The sequence below is a fragment of the Nocardiopsis trehalosi NBRC 14201 genome, from assembly GCF_001552555.1.
Lineage (GTDB): Bacteria > Actinomycetota > Actinomycetes > Streptosporangiales > Streptosporangiaceae > Nocardiopsis_B > Nocardiopsis_B trehalosi.
The window spans coordinates 1-18,266 of the sequence record NZ_BCRK01000017.1 but is presented as its reverse complement, the minus strand read 5'-3'; the positions used below and the strand labels follow the sequence as shown (position 1 = coordinate 18,266).

The 18,266-nt window shown below is 75.5% G+C and carries 18 protein-coding genes and 1 pseudogene; 10 read left to right on the top strand and 9 right to left on the bottom strand.

Annotated features, from left to right (window positions below; all coding sequences use genetic code 11):
- Positions 1–84: 84 nt before the first annotated feature.
- A complete protein-coding gene (locus NT8_RS05240) occupies positions 85–1,128 on the top strand; it encodes a hypothetical protein (protein ID WP_245646037.1) in 1,044 nt (347 codons plus the stop codon).
- An 80-nt stretch (positions 1,129–1,208) separates the two neighbouring features.
- On the opposite strand, the gene NT8_RS05235 is transcribed toward NT8_RS05240, so the two are convergent.
- Both NT8_RS05235 and NT8_RS05230 read right to left on the bottom strand, forming a co-directional pair.
- Positions 1,209–1,814, bottom strand: coding sequence for a TetR/AcrR family transcriptional regulator (locus NT8_RS05235; protein ID WP_067964830.1), 606 nt, complete (start codon positions 1,812–1,814; stop codon positions 1,209–1,211).
- A gap of 2 nt (positions 1,815–1,816) precedes the next feature.
- Positions 1,817–3,490, bottom strand: a complete 1,674-nt coding sequence (locus NT8_RS05230; RefSeq protein ID WP_067964828.1) for an ABC-F family ATP-binding cassette domain-containing protein — start codon at positions 3,488–3,490, stop codon at positions 1,817–1,819.
- 203 nt (positions 3,491–3,693) lie between these two features.
- On the opposite strand from NT8_RS05230, the gene NT8_RS05225 reads away from it, so the two are divergent.
- Positions 3,694–4,353, top strand: coding sequence for a TetR family transcriptional regulator (locus NT8_RS05225; protein ID WP_067964897.1), 660 nt, complete (start codon positions 3,694–3,696; stop codon positions 4,351–4,353).
- A gap of 37 nt (positions 4,354–4,390) precedes the next feature.
- Here NT8_RS05225 and NT8_RS05220 read toward each other — a convergent pair whose 3' ends face one another.
- Positions 4,391–4,717, bottom strand: coding sequence for an ArsR/SmtB family transcription factor (locus tag NT8_RS05220; RefSeq protein ID WP_067964826.1), 327 nt, complete (start codon positions 4,715–4,717; stop codon positions 4,391–4,393).
- Positions 4,718–4,733: 16 nt separating this feature from the next.
- Here NT8_RS05220 and NT8_RS05215 point away from each other — a divergent pair, with 16 nt between their 5' ends.
- Positions 4,734–5,210 carry an SRPBCC domain-containing protein gene (locus NT8_RS05215; RefSeq protein WP_067964824.1) on the top strand — a complete coding sequence of 159 codons (477 nt, stop codon included), beginning with the start codon at positions 4,734–4,736 and terminating at the stop codon, positions 5,208–5,210.
- Positions 5,207–5,926, top strand: a complete 720-nt coding sequence (locus NT8_RS05210) for a DUF899 domain-containing protein (protein ID WP_067964822.1) — start codon at positions 5,207–5,209, stop codon at positions 5,924–5,926. The genes NT8_RS05215 and NT8_RS05210 overlap by 4 nt, the downstream gene beginning before the upstream one ends.
- Positions 5,927–6,042: 116 nt before the next feature.
- Here the strand turns inward: NT8_RS05210 and NT8_RS05205 are convergent, their stop codons facing one another.
- Positions 6,043–6,666, bottom strand: a complete 624-nt coding sequence (locus NT8_RS05205) for a class I SAM-dependent methyltransferase (protein ID WP_067964819.1) — start codon at positions 6,664–6,666, stop codon at positions 6,043–6,045.
- Positions 6,667–7,421: 755 nt separating this feature from the next.
- On the opposite strand from NT8_RS05205, the gene NT8_RS05195 reads away from it, so the two are divergent.
- Positions 7,422–11,036: a tetratricopeptide repeat protein gene (locus NT8_RS05195; protein WP_067964816.1), complete on the top strand. Its 3,615-nt coding sequence runs from the start codon at positions 7,422–7,424 to the stop codon at positions 11,034–11,036.
- A gap of 34 nt (positions 11,037–11,070) precedes the next feature.
- Here NT8_RS05195 and NT8_RS05190 read toward each other — a convergent pair whose 3' ends face one another.
- Positions 11,071–11,517: a hypothetical protein gene (locus tag NT8_RS05190; RefSeq protein WP_067964813.1), complete on the bottom strand. Its 447-nt coding sequence runs from the start codon at positions 11,515–11,517 to the stop codon at positions 11,071–11,073.
- Between the two features lie 259 nt (positions 11,518–11,776).
- On the opposite strand from NT8_RS05190, the gene NT8_RS05185 reads away from it, so the two are divergent.
- Positions 11,777–12,442, top strand: a complete 666-nt coding sequence (locus NT8_RS05185) for an HNH endonuclease family protein (protein ID WP_067964895.1) — start codon at positions 11,777–11,779, stop codon at positions 12,440–12,442.
- Positions 12,443–12,530: 88 nt separating this feature from the next.
- Here NT8_RS05185 and NT8_RS05180 read toward each other — a convergent pair whose 3' ends face one another.
- Positions 12,531–12,986, bottom strand: coding sequence for a hypothetical protein (locus NT8_RS05180; protein ID WP_067964811.1), 456 nt, complete (start codon positions 12,984–12,986; stop codon positions 12,531–12,533).
- Positions 12,979–13,512 (bottom strand): ATP-binding protein, encoded by a 534-nt coding sequence (locus tag NT8_RS05175; protein ID WP_084468654.1) that lies wholly within the window; start codon positions 13,510–13,512, stop codon positions 12,979–12,981. Before NT8_RS05175 ends, NT8_RS05180 begins: the two co-directional genes overlap by 8 nt.
- Positions 13,513–13,658: 146 nt before the next feature.
- Between NT8_RS05175 and NT8_RS05170 the strand changes: the two genes are divergently transcribed.
- The 3 genes from NT8_RS05170 (at position 13,659) to NT8_RS05160 (ending at position 15,149) form a co-directional block, all read left to right on the top strand.
- Entirely contained in the window at positions 13,659–14,534 is an 876-nt protein-coding gene (locus tag NT8_RS05170; RefSeq protein ID WP_245646036.1) for a helix-turn-helix domain-containing protein, read from the top strand.
- Positions 14,524–14,706: a DUF397 domain-containing protein gene (locus NT8_RS05165; protein ID WP_067964807.1), complete on the top strand. Its 183-nt coding sequence runs from the start codon at positions 14,524–14,526 to the stop codon at positions 14,704–14,706. Before NT8_RS05170 ends, NT8_RS05165 begins: the two co-directional genes overlap by 11 nt.
- Positions 14,707–14,807: 101 nt before the next feature.
- On the top strand, positions 14,808–15,149 hold the full coding sequence (locus NT8_RS05160) for a VOC family protein (RefSeq protein ID WP_067964805.1): 342 nt from the start codon (positions 14,808–14,810) through the stop codon (positions 15,147–15,149).
- 138 nt (positions 15,150–15,287) lie between these two features.
- Here the strand turns inward: NT8_RS05160 and NT8_RS05155 are convergent.
- Positions 15,288–15,548, bottom strand: a pseudogene (locus NT8_RS05155) (ATP-binding protein); the annotation flags it as partial.
- A gap of 294 nt (positions 15,549–15,842) precedes the next feature.
- Between NT8_RS05155 and NT8_RS05150 the strand changes: the two are divergent.
- On the top strand, positions 15,843–16,484 hold the full coding sequence (locus NT8_RS05150) for a DinB family protein (RefSeq protein ID WP_084468652.1): 642 nt from the start codon (positions 15,843–15,845) through the stop codon (positions 16,482–16,484).
- A 551-nt stretch (positions 16,485–17,035) separates the two neighbouring features.
- On the opposite strand, the gene NT8_RS05145 is transcribed toward NT8_RS05150, so the two are convergent.
- Entirely contained in the window at positions 17,036–18,121 is a 1,086-nt protein-coding gene (locus NT8_RS05145; protein WP_067964801.1) for a phosphotransferase enzyme family protein, read from the bottom strand.
- Positions 18,122–18,266: the final 145 nt, after the last annotated feature.

Below are 18,266 nucleotides of genomic sequence, written 5' to 3'. Positions count from 1 at the left end.
GCGATCGGTACCCGGCGTACCCGCACATGATGGTGGCGCCCCCGGCCCTGGGGCAAGTAAGGTACGTCGCGTACCTTAATCCCGATGGAAGGGGCGTGGCACGTGCGTGCCAAGGGCATCACCTACGACACCGGCTGGGTCCGCAGAGGCGCTGTCTCGCGCGTGCGCTTCGACCCGGACGTGGTCGAGCGCGAACTGCGCATCATCCGCGACGACCTGCGCTGCGACGCGGTCCGCGTCACCGGCGGCGACCCCGATCGGCTCGAACTCGCCGCCGGGATCGCCGCCGACCTGGGCCTGGAGGTGTGGTTCTCGCCCTACCCGCTCGATCTCACCGCCGACGAGATGCTCCCGCTGTTCGCCGACTGCGCCGAGCGGGCCGAACGGCTCCGCCGGCGCGGCGCCGAGGTCGTCTTCGTCGCCGGCGCCGAGCTGAGCATCATGGCGGCGGGCTTCCTGCCCGGCGCCACCCTGGAGGAGCGGGTGGCGGCGCTGACCCGGCCGGGCGGCGCGCGCGAGCACGTCGGTGCACTCGGCGCGCGGATCAACGCCTTCCTCGGCCGGGCCGCCGCCACCGTCCGCGAGCGCTTCGGCGGCCGGATCACCTACGCCGCCGTGCCGCTGGAGCGGGTCGACTGGACCCCCTTCGACTTCGTCTCGCTGGACCTGTACCGCACAGCGGAGACGGCCGACCGGTTCGCCGAGGACGTCCGCGCGCTCGTCGCCGAGGGGCGGCCGGTGGCCATCACCGAGTTCGGCGCCTCCACCTTCCGCGGTGCCGGCGACGTCGGCGCCCGCGGGCTGGAGATCGTCGAGTACGACCCGGACACGGGCGCCCCGCTGCGGTTGGCGGGGGAGTACGTCCGCGACGAGGCCGGCCAGGCGGCCTACGTGCGCGAGCTGCTGGAAATCTTCGACGCGGCGGGGGTCGACAGCGCCTTCGTGTTCGTCTTCGCCCTGGAGGACCACGTGCACCGCCCCGACGGCGACCCCCGCGACGACCTGGACCTCGCCGGCTACGGCATCGTCAAGGTGTACGAGGACCGCAACGGCGCCACCTACCCGGACATGCGGTGGGAGCCGAAGGCCGCGTTCGCCGCCGTCGCCGGGTTCCCCCGGGGGCGCTGAGCCCGCCCGGCCGGTCGGTCCGCCCGGCCGCCGTCCCGCCCGCCGTCCCGCCCGCGTCCGGCGGCGGGCGGGACGGCGGCTCACCGGTCGCCGTGGTGGGCGAGGAGCATCGACAGGTGGGCGCGCAGCGTGGCGCGGAGGCGGTCGACGCCGAGGGAGCCGTGCGGGGTGACCGTGTCGATCGTCAGCCCGCCGATGAGCGCGGTCACCTGCGCCGCCGCGCCCTCCGGGTCGCGGACGCCCAGCGCGGCCAGCGCGTCGGCGACCACCCGCCCGAGGTCCGCCGCCATGCGCGCGGAGATCGGCCGGAACACCGGCCGGGTGCGCGCGGCGAGGATCAGCTCCAGGACGACGATCGCCTCCTCCCGCCGCTCGGTGTCGACCGGCAGCACCTCCTCGACCAGCGCCTGGAGCGCGTCGAGCGCCGCCGCGCCGGTGAGCCCGCGCAACCCGTCCACCGGGTGGCGGGCGAGCCGCCGGCCCATCCGGTCGCCGGCCTCCTCGGCGGCGGCGGCGAGCAGGTCCTCGTGCCCGTCGAAGTAGTGCCGGACCGAGCCGACGTTCAGCCCGGCCTCGGCGGCGACCTTCCGCAGCGACAGCCCGTCGATGCCCTCGGCCACCACCAGGCGGAACGCGGCGCCGACGACGTGCCGTCGCCGCTGCCCCGGGTCGATGCGCGCGGGCATCCTCAACCCCTCTCGCGTGCGACGCGGGCCTCGTCCCACACCGGCACGTCCGACGCGCGGACCTCGCCGTCGGCGCCGAAGACGAGGAAGCGGTCGAAGTCGCGGGCGAACCACCGGTCGTGCGTGACGGCGATCACCGTCCCCGCGAACGCGGCCAGCGCCTGCTGCAGCGCCTCGGCCGACGCGAGGTCGAGGTTGTCGGTGGGCTCGTCCAGGAGCAGCAGGGTGGCGCCGCCCAGTTCGAGCAGCAGGATCTGGAACCGCGCCTGCTGCCCGCCGGACAGCGAGCCGAAGGGCTGCTCGGCGGAGCGGGCCAGCTCGTAGCGCGCGAGCGCGCGCGAGGCGTCCTCGCGCGGCATCCCGGCCCGGTGCCCGTCGCCCCGGTGCAGGATCGACAGCAGGGTCCGGTCGGCGAGGTCGGGGCGGCCGTGGGTCTGCGCGAACCAGCCCGGCCGCACGCGCGCGCCCAGCCGGGCGGCGCCGGTGTGCGGGACCGGCGCGACCTCCATGCCCGTGACGGGCGCGTGCTCCGGCCCCGGGTCGGTGCCGCCCGCCGCGAGCAGGCGCAGGAAGTGCGACTTGCCCGAGCCGTTCGACCCGAGCACCGCGATCCGGTCGCCGTACCAGGCTTCGAGGTCGAACGGCCGCATGAGCCCCGTCAGCTCCAACCGCGTGCACACCAGCGCCCGCTTGCCGGTGCGGCCGCCGCGCAGCCGCATCGCCAGGTTCTGCTCGCGCGGCTGCGCCTCGGGCGGACCCGCCTCCTCGAACCGCGCGAGCCGCGTCCGCGCGGCCCGGTACCGCGACGCCATGTCCGAGTTGTAGGCGGCCTTCTGCTTGTACATGAGCATGAGGGCGCGCAGCTTGGCGCGCTCCTCGTCCCAGCGGCGGCGCAGCTCGTCAAGGCGTTCGAACCGCTGCTCGCGCGCCCGCTGGTAGGTGGCGAAGCCGCCCGGATGCACCCAGGCGGTGTTGCCGGCCGCCCCCAGTTCGAGCGTGACGACGGCGTCGGCGGTGCGGGCCAGCAGTTCGCGGTCGTGGCTGACGTAGAGCACGCTCTTGCCGGTGTCGAGCAGCCGGTCCTCCAGCCAGCGCTTGCCGGGGACGTCCAGGAAATTGTCTGGTTCGTCCAGCAGCAGCACGTCGTCCGGCCCGCGCAGCAGCGCCTCCAGCGCCAGCCGCTTCTGCTCGCCGCCGGACAGCGTGGAGACCGGGCGGTCCCGGCACCGCTCGAAGGGCACGCCGAGCGCGGCGGTGGTGCACACGTCCCACAGCACCTCCGCGTCGTAGCCGCCGGCGTCGCCCCACGCGCCCAGCGCCGACGCGAAGGCGACCTGCGACGCGGTCGTGCCGCGCGCCGCCATCGCCGCCTCCGCCCGGTCGAGCGCCGCCGCGGCCGCGCGGACGGCGGGCGGCGCGACCGACAGCAGCAGCTCGCGGACGGTGCCGCCCGCGATGAACTGGCGCATCACGCCCAGGCTCCCGCTCAGCGACACCGTCCCCGAGTCCGGGGTGATCTCGCCGGTGACGATGCGCAGCAGCGTGGTCTTGCCGGCGCCGTTGGCGCCGATGAGCGCGACGCGGTCGCGCTCGCCGACGCGGAAGGACACCTCGTCCAGCAGCGGGCGGCCGTCGGGGAGCGCGTGGCTCACGGAGGCGACGTCGAGATGTGGCATGCGCGGACTTTATCACGGGTGTGATAAATAGGCTCGCGGTTATTCCGGGGCGGCCGGCGCGCGGCGGCGCGCGCCCCGTTCCAAGGTGCGGCCTGCGGTTGCGTAGGCTTCCGTTCCACCCCGCCGGGTCGGGCGGGGCCCCGCGGCGGCGTCCGGGCCGGCGGCCGCGGGGGGAACGAGGCCCCGTGTGGTGGATGGTGCTGATGGCGGGCAGGACGAGGCACGACGAGCGGGCGGCCGCGACGCGGGAGGCGCTGCTGGGTGCGGCGGAGCGGCTGTTCGCCGAACGCGGGCTCTACGCGGTGGCCAACCGCCAGATCAGCGAGGCCGCGGGGCAGGGCAACAACGCCGCGGTCACCTACCACTTCGGCACCAAGACCGACCTCATCTGCGCGATCGTGCGCCGGCACGCCGAGCGGATCGAGGCGATCCGCGACGGGCTGCTGGCCGATATGGACGACTCCGCCGGCCTGCGGGACTGGGTGGCCTGCGCGGTCCGCCCGACCACCCGCCACCTGGCGACCCTGGGCCACCCGAGCTGGTACGCGCGGTTCATCGCCCAGGTGACGGCCGACCCCGCCCTCTACGCGCTCACGACCGAGGAGGTCTCCGCCGCCGTCCCGTCGATGCGGGCGCTGCGGGAGGGGATGAGCCGGTGCCTGCCCGACCTGCCCCCCGGGGTGTTCGAGGAGCGGTCGGCCATGACGCGCCACCTCATCACCCAGATGGCGGCGGACCGCGAGCGCGCCCTCGCCGCGCACGCCGCCACCCTCCAGCCCAGCTGGGAGGACCTCGCCACCGGCCTCATCGACGCGATCGTCGGCCTGTGGACGGCCCCCGACACCTCCCGGGCGCCCGCTTAGGAGGTGTGTCGGCGGTGCCGGCCGGCGTCGGCCGTCGTCAGTCGGTGTCCAGGCGGTCGAGGAGATCGACCGCGGCGGTCATGTAGTCGCTGATCCAGCGGTCGTATATGCGCTTGATCGGCAGCGGCGCGAGCGACAGGTGGCGCTCGCGCCCCACCTTGCGTCCGGTGACCAGTTCCGCGCGTTCGAGCACCCGCAGGTGCTGCAGCACCGTCGTGCGGTCCAGCTCGGGCAGGAGTGCGCAGAGCGATCCGGTGGTGTGGGGGGCCTTCCTCAGCTCGTCGAGCATGCGGCGGCGCACCGGCGAGGCCAGCGCCTTGAACACCCGATCGTCGTCGGCGTCCTTGGCGCCATCAGGTTTCATGTTATAAGTTTACAACATGAAACCTGATGGCGTACTGGACGAGCTCTCGTTCACCGTGTCGGGGCGTGTCGCACGTCCCTGCGCGCAGGTGTACGAGGCCGTGGCGGACCCCGAGCAGCTCTCGCGGTACTTCGCCACCGGCGGCGCCCGAGGGCGCCTGAAGGCCGGCGAGCAGGTCGTCTGGGACTTCGCCGACTTCCCCGGCGCCTTCCCCGTCGCGGTGGTCGAGGCCGACCCACCGCACCGGATCGTCGTCGAGTGGGGCGGCCGGGCGGCGTCCGGCACCGGCGGCACGACGAGGGTGGTCTTCGAGTTCGAGCCGATCGACGCCGGTGCGCGGACCCTGGTCACGATCACCGAGACCTCGTGGCGGCCGACCCCCGAGGGAGCCGAAGCCGCCTTCGGCAACTGCGAGGGATGGACCGGCATGCTCGCCGCGCTCAAGGTCTGGCTGGAGCACGGGATCAACCTGCGCGAAGGGTTCCACCGGTGAACGCCGGGCACGCCGGGCCGCCCATCGTCGACCGCGCCACGTGGAACGACGCCAGAGGTGTCCTGCTGCAGCAGGAGAAGGCCCTGACCCGGATGAAGGACGCGATCAGCGCGGCGCGCCGGCGCATGCCCATGGTCGAAGTGCGCGCGGACTACGCGTTCGACGGGCCGGAAGGGCGCGTCACCCTGCTCGACCTCTTCGGCGGGCATCCGCAGCTCATCGTCCAGCACTTCATGTTCGCCCCCGACTGGAACGAAGGCTGCGACGGGTGCTCGATGATGGCGGAGCACATCGGCCCGCTCTCCCACCTGCACGCCCGGCGGACCGCGTTCGCGCTCACCTCCCGTGCCCCCGTGGACCGGCTGTACGCCTTCCGCGACCGCATGGGGTGGCGCCTGCCGTGGTACTCGACCGTCGGCGACGGGTTCAACACCGACTTCGGCGCGACCGTCGACGGCGAGGAGCGCCAGGCGATCAGCGTGTTCCTGCGTCGCGGCGACCGCGTCTTCCACACCTGGTCGACCCACGCCCGAGGCGAGGAGCCCTTCATGATGGTCTTCGACCTCCTCGACCTCACCCCGTTCGGGCGGCAGGAGGACTGGGAGAACTCACCGGCCGGAGTACCGCAGGAACCGGCGTTCTCCTGGATGCGGCTCAGCGACGGCTACGGCGCGGCCGACCACCCGTGCGGATGCCACGACTCCTCCCGGGGGTGAGCCGACGGCCGGGTGCCGAGCGTCGCGCACCCGGTCCGACGATCCGGATCGGCCGGGGTGTCGCCTCCTCCTGGGAACGGGCCCTAGCCGGTTCCGGCGGCCGGGGGCCGGCGGGCTCAGCTCGGGCCGGTGGGCTTCACCCAGGTCAGGGAGTACCTGCGGAGCACGTGCCGGCGGTAGCGCACCCCCGGCAGGATGCGGCGGGCCGCCGCCCGCACCTGCCCATAGCTCAGCGGGGGTGCCGCCTCGGGCATCCCCGCCGGGCCGGACGCGCGGCGCAGCACCTTCACCGCCCGCACCAGCGGGGCCGCCGCGATCACCACCGCCCAGTCCGCCGGGCTCGCCTCCCGGGCGAGGCCGACCACGACCAGGGTGCCGCCGGGGCGCAGCAGACCGCGCATGCGGGTGAGGGCCGCCGCGAAGTCCATGTGGTGGACCGCCGACACCGAGCAGACGAAGTCGTAACCCGCCGCGGGCAGGTCGGCGCGCAGGAAGTCGCCCTCGACGAAGCCGACGCCGTCGCGGCCGGCGGCGAGCGCGCGGGCGCGGGCGATCATCGCGGGTGACGCGTCGATCCCGGTCACCCGCTCCGCCCGCTCGGCGAGCCGGCGCACCAGCAGGCCGTCCCCGCACCCCACGTCCAGCGCGTCGCGGCACCCCTCGGGGACGGCGCGCAGGATCCCCGGGTGACGGGCGACGTTGGTGTTCCAGTACGGTGGCGGCGGCTCCGGTCGGCGCATCGGCCCAACCTAGCGCCCGCCGCCGTGGACCTGTGCGACCTCTACGCGCGCATGCCGGCCGACCATCCGGGGATCGCCGAACTCGGCGTGGGCTGGACGGTCTGCTCCGGTGTGGCGGTGCGGCGGGCCGGGGCCCACGTCTCCCTGCTGGAGGTCAACGGGTACCACGGCGCGGACGCGGCGCGCGTCGCGGACCTGTCCCGCCACGGGACGGCGCTCTCGTTCCGGTGGAACGCGCGCGGCAGTCCGGTGCTCATCGGGGCCGCACGAGGCGCGGTCGGCGTCCGGGTCGACCCGTCGCTGCCGATCGACCGGCCACAGCGCGAAGCCCTCGCGGGGCTGGGCCGACCTGGGCGCGCCGGTCGATTGGGCGGGTTCCCCCGGCGCGGGGTGGCGGCCGGCCGGGCCGGCCTTCGTGAGCGCGGCCACCGGTGTCCTCCGCGACCCGTCCCACTGGACCGAACCCCTGCCCTGCCTCACCGTCACCCCCTAGCCGCGCCCGCGCTCCGTGGAGCGGGGCGGCGTGTGGCCGGAGACGGACAGCTTCGCCACCGGGCGCGGCCGGCCGGCTCCGGTAGCGTGACCGCGAGGGGGAGAGCGTGCCCGGCGCGTGACCCTCCGTGCGTGCGGCGGCGCACCGGACAGCGGCGTCCGGAGACCGGCCGAACACCCGTGTCCATCCGCATCCCCCTCCCGGCCCGGGCGCACCGCCCCGCACCTCCGGCCGGGGGCGTTTCCGACGATGGGGGCGCCCGTTGTTCCCCTCCCTCCCCGGCGACCCCCGGTCGCCCGATCCCGCGGACCCGCGGCAGAACGTGCACGCGGTCGACGGCTTCGCCTACGGCGCCATCGGCGCCGACATCCACGTCTTCGGCGACGGCACCCCGCTGTACGTGCTGGAGAACCGGCGCCCGCCGGCCCCGCCGGATTCCCGGTGGCTGCGGGAGTCGCCCAGCCGCATGCTGCTCGCCCGGTACGCCGTCGTGGATTTCACCGGCCGCGAGGAGGAGCTGGCCGACCTGCGGAGCTGGCGCGACTCCGCCGACCGCCTCGCCGTCCGCTGGCTGCACGCCCCGGGCGGGCAGGGCAAGAGCCGGCTGGCCGACCGGTTCGCCCGGGAGTCGCAGGACGACGGGTGGCGCGCCGTCACCGCCGTCCACGGCCCCGGCGCCACGCTGCCGCCACCCGGCGGCCAGGATCTGCGGCCCACGCCGGACGGCGGGGTGCTGCTCGTGGCCGACTACGCCGACCGGTGGCCCCTCGCCCACCTGACCTGGCTGTTCAGCAACGCCGTGCTGCACCACCCCGCCCGCCCCGCCCGCGTGCTGCTCCTGGCGCGCGGCCGCGACGCGTGGTCGGCCGTCCGCGCGTCCCTGGCCGGCGTCCAGGCCGCCACGTCGGTCCGCGCCCTGCCCCCGCTGCCCGGTGGGTGGGAGGGGCGGGACGCCCGGCCGCGCATGTTCCGCGCCGCCCGCGACGCCTTCGCGGAGCACTACGGCGTCCCGGCGGAGGCGATCGCCCCGCCCGACGGGTTGGCCCACCCGGACTTCGGGCTGACGCTGGCCGTGCACATGGCCGCGCTGGTCGCCGTCGACGGCCACGCCCGCTCCGCCTCACGTCCCCCGCCCGCCACCATGACCGGCCTGACCACCTACCTGCTCGGCCGGGAGCGCGCCCACTGGCACGACCTGTGCACCGGGGGCGACCGCCACCGCGCGCCCGCCGAGACCGCCCACGCCGTCACCCGGCTGTCGCGGGCGGCGTTCGTCGCCGCCCTCACCGGGCCCATGGGCCACCGGGACGCCGAGGGCGTCCTGACCGCCGTCGGCCTGGGCCCCGGCGCCGACCGCGTCCTCGCCGACCACACGTCCTGCTATCCGCCCGCCGACCCCGGCACGGTCCTGGAACCGCTCTACCCCGACCGCCTGGCGGAGGACTTCATCGCCCTGTGCCTCCCCGGCCACGACAACCCCGACCACCCGGCCGACGCCTGGACCGCGGACGCCCCCCGGCTCCTGCTCACCCCCGCCGAGGGCGGCGGCCCGCCGCCGTTCGCCGCGCGCGCCGTCGTCTTCCTCAGCAGCGCGAGCGAGCGCTGGCCGCACCTGGCCGCCTCGCTCGAAGCGGTCGAGGCCCTGCTGCCGGACAAGGCGACCGGGGACCTCGCCGTCGCGGCCGCCGACCTGGTGGAGCGCCTCGCCGCCCACCGCCTGCCCGCGGCGGCGGACGACGCCGCCCGCGCCCGCATCCTGGTCGGCCTCGGCGCGCGCTTCGACCAGGCCGGCCGCAACGAGAAGGCCGTCGCCGTGTACGCGGACGCGCTGGGCCGCTACCGCCGCCTCGCAGCGGCGGACCCGCGGGAGTTCGGCCCCGGCCGCGCCGAAACGGCCCTCGCACTCGCCATGGCCCTGGTGTTCCAAGGGCTCGAACCGCACGACGAGGCGCTGTCGATCGCCGCCGGCCGCGGCGCCGTCCGCCCCTCCTCCACCCGGCCGGACGAGGCCGCGGCCGCCTTCCGCGAGGCCGTCGGCGCCCGCCGCGACCTGGCGGGCGCCGACCCCGTCGAGTACGACGAGGGGTTGGCCGCCGCGCTCACCGGCGCCGCGTTCTTCCTGCCGTACCTGGGCCGGTCGGAGGAGGCCGCGGAGCTGGCCCGCGAGGCGGTCGAGATCGCGCGCCGGCTGGCCCGCCAGGACCCCGAGGGCCACGCGGAGACCGTGCCCTACATGCTCGTGAACCTCGCCGGCGCCCTGGCCGCGTCCCGTCCCGACCGGGCGGAGGAACTCGCCGCGGAGGCGGTCGCGGCCGCCCGCCGACTGCCACGGGACGACCCTCGCGCATACGACACGAACCTCGAATTCCTGGTGACCGCCCGGGCGGCCCTCCTCCTCAACCTCGGGCGGATCGAGGAGGTCGTCACCGCGTTCGCCGAGGCCGTGGAGATCCGCGGCCGGCAGGAGCCCGAGGGGGACCGCGACGCCGCGGAGGCGGTCCTGTTCTCGATCCTGAGCCTCTCCTTGGTGCACGGGTTCGCCGAGGGCACGGCGGGGAGCCTGCACACGGCCGTGGGGCTGCTCCGCCGCCTGGCCCGAGGCCCCGGCGCGGTGGTCGCCGCGACCGCCGTCGTCCAGGGCTTCTTCGCGGTCCTCGCCTTCCTGCGGCGGCTGCGGCGGTGGGACGACGTGCTGGACGCGCACCGCGAGTTCGCCGACTTCCTCCGGACGGCGCAGGGCGTCCCCACCAGGGACGAGGACCTGCTCGGCGTGCTGTGCGTCGACGCCGCCCTGCTCGCGGATCTGGGGCGCTGGGAGGAGGCGGCCCGCGCCGTGCAGGTGGCGGCCGAGGAGCTGCGCGCCCAGGACGGGAACCGGCTGGAGGACGGCCTGGCGGCCACGCTGTGGCAGGTCGTCGCCGCGTCGGCGGGCCTGCCCGACGACGAGGGCGCCGACTTCTACCGGCGCCTGGCGCGGGACGAGGCGGTCCCGCTGCTCCACCGGTTCGCGCGGGCGTACCGCGGACTCGCCCGCGACGACCCGGGCGCCTACGCCCCCGGACACGCCATCACGCTGAAGATCCTCGGGCAGGCGCTGGAGCTGATGGGGCGCTGGGGGGAGGCCGCCGAGGTCGGGCGGGAGGCGGTCGCCGCGTACCGGCGACTGGCCCGGGACGGGGCCGACGGGCACCGCCGCGACCTGGCGCTGGCCCTGCGCTACCTGGCGGACAAGGCGGAGGGGGTGGGCGACCACGGGGAGGCGGCCGCCGCCGCACGGGAGTCCGCCGACCTGTTCCGCTCGGTGTCCGGGGACGGGCGCCCGGTCGCCGCGTCGCTCCACGTCGCCGCCCTGAACCTGCGGGCGGACGGGCTGCTGGAGGAGGCGCGGGCGCATGCGGAGGAGGCGGTGGCGATCCTCGACGCGCTGGCGGAGCGCGGACCCCGCGAGCACGCCGTGGCCCTCGCGCTCGCCACGGAGAACCTGGCGGCGGTGCTGGTCGGACTGGGCAGGGCGGAGGAGGCCGCGGCCGCGCTGGACCGCGCGGCCCGGGTCCTCCGGCGGTCGGCCCGCCGGGACCCGGAGGCCAACCTGCCCGTCCTGGCGCGCGTGCTGCGCACCCTGGCGGGCCTGCGGCGGGCCGAGGGCGACCGCGCGGGTGCCGTCGCCGCGCTGGAGGAGGCGGTGCGCGTGTACACGCGGCTCGCCGCGGAGCGGCCGGACGTCGTCGCGGCGGACCTCGACGGCGCCCGCGCCGAGCTGGCGGAGCTGCGTTTTCGGCGCGACGGCGGCGGCAGCGACGGACGGGGCGGGCCGGTACCGCCCCGCCCCGGCCGCCTCCGGGCGTGGATCACGCGCATCAGGGGCGGGGAGGAGTGATCCGGCGCGGCGCGGACGGCGGCGTACGGCCCGTTCAGACAGCGGTGCCGGAAGGCCCGCTCCCGGGGAGGTCCCGGTCGGGGCCGGCCTGGTGCACGATGACGTTGCCGCCCTGCGCCCCGAACGCCTGCCCGCCGTCCTTGGCGACGATGGTCTGCACCCACCGCTGCTCGGTCGCGGGCAACTGCGACCGGACCCGGTCGATCAGGTCCCGCAGCTCGTCGGCTGCGGCGGGGTCGCGGCGCAGCAGGTCCTCCAGGTGGAGCCGCCACAGCGGGACGAGGCTCTGCCGCGCCTGATCGGGGTCGGGCGCCCGGTCGACGAGGGCCGCGTGGTCGTCGAGCTGGCCCGCGACGTCGTCCCCCCGGCGGGCGAAGAGCCGCGCGACGCCCGAGGACGCCGCCTGCCACGCCGACGTCGCCATGGCGCCGACCAGGGTCGTCCCGCCGGACAGGGCCAGTGCGGCCAGCGTCTCCTCCACCGTGCATCGCCTCCGGCTCCGTCCCGGCCGGACCGCCGCGCGTGCGGCGCGCCGCGGGGACCCGCGGCCCGGCCACCCGATGCTATCCCGGCCCCCGTCGGCCGATCCGGGCCGCGCGCCGTGCCGGAGAGCGGGGCGACCGCCGCGACGGCCGCCTCCCCGCCCGCGAAGGCCGCCGCGCGGCGGTCGCGGACATTCCCCGGTCGACACCCTAGGTTGTTCCGCGACAACCCAACGTGATAGAGGAATGGAGGGCGCCATGCCCCGCTCCCTGCCCCTGCGGCGGGCCGCCGCCTGCGCCGCCGTGTCCCTGGTGACCTGCACGCTGGTCGCCGGGCCGCCCGCGCACGCGGCCGCGGAGGTCCCCCTCGCGGACGCCGTCGCCGCGCTGCCCGCCGCCGAGGAGAGCCGGGACGGCTACGACCGCGACCTGTTCCCGCATTGGTCCGACGGCGACCGCGACGGCTGCTCCACGCGCGCCGAGGTGCTCCTGGAGGAGGCCACCACGGCGCCCGAGGTCGGCGAGCGGTGCCGCATCAGCGGCGGGGAGTGGTCCTCCTACTACGACGGGCAGGTCCACACCGACGCCCGGGGCCTGGACATCGACCACATGGTCCCGCTGGCCGAGGCGTGGGACTCCGGCGCCTCCGAGTGGACCACCCAGCGGCGCCGCGACTACGCCAACGACCTGGGCGAGCCGGTCGCCCTCGTCGCCGTCACCGCCCGCGAGAACCGGCAGAAGGCCGACCAGGACCCCGCCACCTGGCTGCCCTCCGCCGCCGAGACCCACTGCCGCTACGCCACGGAGTGGACCACCGTGAAGGTCCGGTGGGGCCTCACCGCGGACACGGCCGAACGCGACACGCTGACCCGCCTCGCCGCCGCCTGCCCGGACGCGACGGTCTCCACCACGCCCGCCCCCTGACGGACGCCCGGCACCGAACGGCGCCGCCGCGCGGTACGCCCGCACGGCGGCGCCGCTCGAGTCGTCCGGGAGACCGGAAGCCCACCCGTCACCGCCCTCTCCCGGACCCACCCGCGCGCCGGATGGCCGGCCGGGGACGCGGTTCGACCCGGCACAGCGGGGGCGGCGTGAACGCGTTGACCGGGACGGTCCGGACGACGTCGCGGCAGTGGGCGAGGGTGGTCGTCCCGTCGGCCATGTCACGCAGGTAGAGCAGGCCGAACGCGGAGCGGTGCGGCTCCCACCCGATGACCTCGCACATGTGGCCGCCGCCGATGAGCACCTGGGTGCCCTCGGGCCAGGCGCGGGCCAGCGCGCACAGGTGCCCGGCGTGCAGGGGAACGACGTCGCGGATGCGCACGTGCCGGGCCTGCTCGGTGCGGGGTTCGCGGACCAGGACGTGTTCGGGGGGAAGGACGGCCTCGACGGTCAGCGGGACGGCGCCGTCGGGGTCGTCGGCGTGGACGACGATGAGCCCGCGCCGACACGCGGGAAGGTCAACCATCGGTGCCGCCCGACCGGAGTCCGGCCCAGACGGTGCGCCGACCGTCGGTGTGGCGGGTCGTGCCCCATTCGACGCTGTACGCGGCGACGAGGAAGAGGCCACGCCCGCCCTCGCCTATCCCGGTCCCAGGCCCGGTCTCGGGATCGGTGATGGGATTCGCACGGACCACGGGCGCGGTGGGGCGGGTGGACCACGGGCCGTCGTCGGTGACCTCGACGCGCGCCCCGGTGGCGGTCTGTGCGACGGTGACCGAGTAGTGGCCTCCGCGCCGCCCGCTGCGGCTGTGCCGTAGTGCGTTCGTCGCCAACTCGGAGACGATGATCCCCGCCCCGTCGCGGAGGCCGTGCAGGTCATGGCGCGCCAGCGCCTCCACGACGAACGCGCGCGCCCGTCGGATGGACGACGGGGTGGCGGGGAACCGCCGCCGCTGGGGTAGGGCCGCCGATGCGGCGGGCGCGTGTGGCGGTGTGGCGCCGGGAGCTTTTCCACGGGCCGTGGCGGGTGAGGGTCGGTCGTCCTGCCACATGAATTCTCCTTCCGGAGCGAGGCATGAGGCTCCCGTCCCTGGTGCGGTGCCAGGGGAGACCGTGACCTCGGACCTCGCTCGCGGAACCAGAATTTCGCCTGGTCATCCGATCCGGAAGTCGATCGGCTCTATTCGGAAAGACTTCCATGCCACTGTGGAAGATTCCGGAATCCCTCCGTGAACGCTGGGGCGTGTGGTGCAATGGATTTATGCAGCATGATGTACGTGCGCGTGCGCGCTTCGGCTCTGAAGTGCGCAGACTCCGCCAGGCGGCGGACATGACCCTTGACGTGATCGCGAAAAGGGTCGGCTCCTCTCGGACGCGTATGTCCGATTTGGAGCGTGGTAAGTCGGCGCCGACCTCTCGTATGTTGGACGCCCTCGACAAGGAGTTCGGTAGCGCCAGGTTGTCCCGGCTGTGGGATGAACTCACAGGCGACGGGCGCGAAGCATGGCGCTACGAACTAGCTGAACTGATCGACACCGCATGGGCCGTATACGAGTACCAGGTTCTGGTGTTCCCGGCGCACTTGCAGACCGTGGAATACTCGCGGACGCTCTTTCGCAACGGCACTCCATGGCTTACCCCGGACGAGGCAGAGCACAGGGCAGCCCAGCGATGGGAGAGGGCGCAACGTGTGGCGGAGCGCCACAGCCCTAAACTGTGGCTGGTCGTGGACGAGACGATCTTCGGTCGTCGCTACGGCGGCGTTGGCGTCATGCGACGTCAACTGGAGCATGTGGCCGACCTCGTGCAAACAGGGAGACTGTCAGTCCAGGTGATTTCGAGTGACGCTCCGGGGCATCCGGGTGTGAGTGGACCGTTCAAGCTGATCACCCGGCAGGACGAACCCGAGGTCATGTTCGCTGAGTCGGTGCGAGAGGGTCAGGTCGTCGTATCGCAGACCGAAGTAGCGCAGTACAGGATGCTCTACGCGGCCCTCCAGGCAGCGGCAGACAGTCCGGAAAGGTCGCTGGAGCGCATCCGCAGAGAGATCGAGGGACTGAACCATGCAGCTTGAGAAGTGGCACAAGTCTTCCTACAGCGACGGGGCCACCAACTGCCTTGAGGTGCGTGAGACCGAGCGAGCCGTCTACGTGCGCGACACGCAGCACCGCGGACTCGGGCATCTCGGGTTCCCGGTGAAAGAGTGGGCCGCGCTCGTGTCCGGCGTGAAGGCGGGCGAGGTGTAGTTCCCCCGAGGGGCACCGCATCGGGACCGCCGGTGGGGTGCCCCGACACGTGGGGTGGGTGGTGGCCGGGTTCTGCCGGGGGTCCGGCCTACGCTTGCGGGATGAGCGTCGACCTCTTCGCCGGTATCCCCGTGGCCGACTATCCGGCCGCGCTGGCCTGGTACGAGCGCCTGCTCGGCGGCCCACCGGCCTTCCACCCCAACGACGTCGAGGCGGTGTGGGAGCTGGCCGAGCACCGGTACGTGTACATCGAGCACCTGCCCGAACGCGCCGGGCACGCCATGCACACGGTCTTCGCCGCCGACTTCGACGCCCGCATCGCGGCGATCGCCGAGCGCGGCCTGCAGCCCGCGAAGCGCGAGACCTACGACAACGGGGTGCGCAAGGCGATCTTCCGCGACCCCGACGGCAACGAACTCTCCTTCGGCGGCGCTCCGATCTGAGGTCGACGGGGCTCCGGCCCAGGCGGGCGGCGCTTCGGTCTGAGGTCGGCGGCGCCCGGTTCGAAGTGGACCGCGTCCCGGTCGGAGGCGGGCGGCGGACATCGCCCCGCGCCGCCCGGTCCCGGCCGCCCTGGGGCGCTACCGCCCGGGTACGGCTCGGCCCGGGGGCGTCATGCGGCCGGGGAGGGTGACGGTGACGTCCAGCCCTCCGCCGTCGCGCGGGCGCGGGTCCAGGGTGCCGCCGTGGACCGCGACCACCCGGGAGACCAGGGCCAGGCCCAGGCCGTGGCCCTCGCCGTCGCGGCGGGTGCGCCCCTCGAAGCGCAGGAACGGCTCGGTGAGCCGGGCGGCGCTCGCGGCGGTGTGTACGGCCCCGGTGTCGGCGACCCGCAGCACCGCGTCGCCGTCGCGCGTCCGGCCGGTCCTCGCCGCCGCTCATCGGATCCGGGGGGCCGGTGGCAGAGGCCGGGACCGGCCATCGGTACCAGCGGAGAGCGGCTTCCGGCGGCGTGTGCGGCACGGCCCGGGACCTGCCGGAGCCGGCCACGGGCGGCCCTCCGCCGCCACCCACGGCACGGCGGGCCGGGGATCGCGGGCTCGTTGACAACCCCGCCGCGTTGGGTACTGTCGCATCCGCACTGCGCTCGACACTTCCGCCACATCCTCCACTGCCCTTCCGGACGCGGGTGACCGATGAACCTTGGAACCGGCGAACTCCTCACACTGCTCTTCCTTGCGGTGCTCATCGGCGGGGCCGCCGTGCTCGTCCGCCGGGCGGTGGCGGCCGGGAGCGCGCAGCGGTCCGGACCGGTGCGGCGCCGCGACCACCCGCAGGAGGACGACCACCGCCGCCAGCCCTCCCGCACGGCCGGCGACCGCGAATCCCTGACCGCGTTCCTCGACTTCCAGCGGGCGACGCTGGCCCTGAAGTGCCAGGGGTTGACCGCCGATCAGCTGAGGCGGGCGGCCGTGCCGACCTCGAAGCTGACCCTGCTCGGCCTCGTCCGGCACATGGCCGCGATCGAGGCCGTCTGGTTCCGCCGGACTCTGAACGGGGAGGACGTCCCGTCGCCGTGGTCCGAAGCCGACGGCGACTACGCCGAGTTCCTCGTCGCCGACGCCGACGCCGACGCGGCGTTCGCGCTCTGGCGGCGGGAGTGCGACGGCTCCCGCGTCATCGCGGACCGCTTCGCGTCCCTCGACGACACCGTGGAGCACCGCGGCGAGGAGATCTCGCTGCGCTACGTCCTGACCCGCATGATCGAGGAGTACGCGCGGCACAACGGCCACGCCGACCTGCTCCGCGAGGCGATCGACGGCACCGTGGGGGAGTAGCCGCCCCCCGCCGAGTCCGGTGGCCGCCCGGCGGAACCAGCGGTACCGTTCCGCCCCCCCGGCCTCGTTCCACCGGCGGGCGTCGGCACGGCGGTCCCCTGGCCGTCCGCGAGGGCGCGGCCGTCCCGGTTCCGGGCACCCGCCGGAGGTCCGCCGCCCGCGTCGTTCTCCATCTACCGGGGGAGCACGCGCTGTCCCGCACCGGGCGGGGGTGCGACCCGCACGCCGCCCTGCCGCACCGGCTCCCCTGTGACCTGCTCGGCGCGGTGCCCGAGCCGGACCGATGCGGGAGCGGGCCTGGAAAAGACCGGCAGTCGTTCTTCGGACTCTGACCAGCCATCGAGGACGACGAGGGTTCGGCGGCGGTCAAGGTCGACGGGTTCACGGTTCCCGCCAAGGGCGAGTCCGTCCCTGGTGGCGGCAGGTACCGCCGCGTGTCCGAGAAGCAGGTCCACTCGATCGACCCGGGGGCAACGCCCGCCCGCCGCCCGCGTCCTCGACAACGGGCGGGTCGTCAAGTCCGGAAGCCCGTCCACACCAGCCCGGACCTGTCAGGCCAGTGCCTGGTCGAGCAGGCCGGCGGGCGAGCAGAACCCCTCGAGGTGGCCGAGCGCCTCGGCGCGGGCGGCGGCGGGGTGGGCGGCGGTGTCGAGGACCTGGGCGGCGAGGTCGCCGGCGTCCTCCAGGGCGCGCACGCAGCGGAAGTAGGCGAGCCGGTCGGGGTCGGGGCGCACCGGGCCGTACCCGGCGAGGAACCACGCCCGCTGCCGGTCGTCCACCGGGGCGAACGACAGCACGCCGGGCCCCAGGACGAACATCAGGTCCTTCTCGGGCGGGGCGAGGACGGCGTCGTCGAAGTCGATGAGCGCCACCGCGCCGGGACCGGTCGCGATGACGTTGCCCAGGTGCGGGTCGCCGTGGCAGAGCACGTGCGGGTCGGCGGGGGAGGGCGCGGGGGAGTCGGCGGCGCATCCGGTGGCGCTGTCGGCGGCGGCGAGGCGGGCGGCCAGGCGGTCCGTCCGGTCGCGCAGCTCCGCCAGCCGGGGCCGCTGCCGGGCCCATAGGGCGAGGAGGCGGTTGACGAGAGGGTCGCGCGGGTCGGTGCCCGCCCCGGCACCGAGGAGGGCACGCGGGCCGGGGGCCGCCTCGGCGCGGTCGATCCGCGCCGTGACCGCGTCGAACCCGGCGGCCCAGCGGGCGGCGTCGCCCGCGTAGTCGACCCGCGGTACCCACCGGGTGACGTCGGGGCCCGGTCGGCCGCCGTGCAGGCGCGCGAGCAGGCGGCCGTAGGCGGTCCAGTGCGCGGGCCCCAGCGGGGCGTCGAGCGCGGGCGTCCCGGCCACCCAGCGCACAGCGGACAGGCGGGCGCCCTCGCGCTCGCTCCACCAGCCCCCGGCGCGGGTCGGCACGGGGGCGGGCGCGCCCTCGATCCCGGACGCCGCCAGGAAGGCCGGTACCGCGAGGCCGGCCGGGGAGCCGCCGGTGGTCCACTTGACGGCGAGGTCGGCGCCGTCGACCGTGGTGGCCCGGAAGACGGCGGCGCGCACGTCGGCGCCCCCGCCGACGGGCACGACGTGGCGGACGTCCAGCCCGAAGTCGTCCCGCAGCCACCCGCTGATACGCCGCTCGTCCGGCATGAGCCCCCTCCCACCGCCCCGGTGCACCGGGGAGCCTAACGGTGCGTGATCGGACGCGGCGAACCCTTTTTCCGGGACCGGCGCCGCCCTCCGCCGTCCTGCGGCGACCTCCGGCGTCCTCCGCCGTCCTGCGGCGACCGCCGGG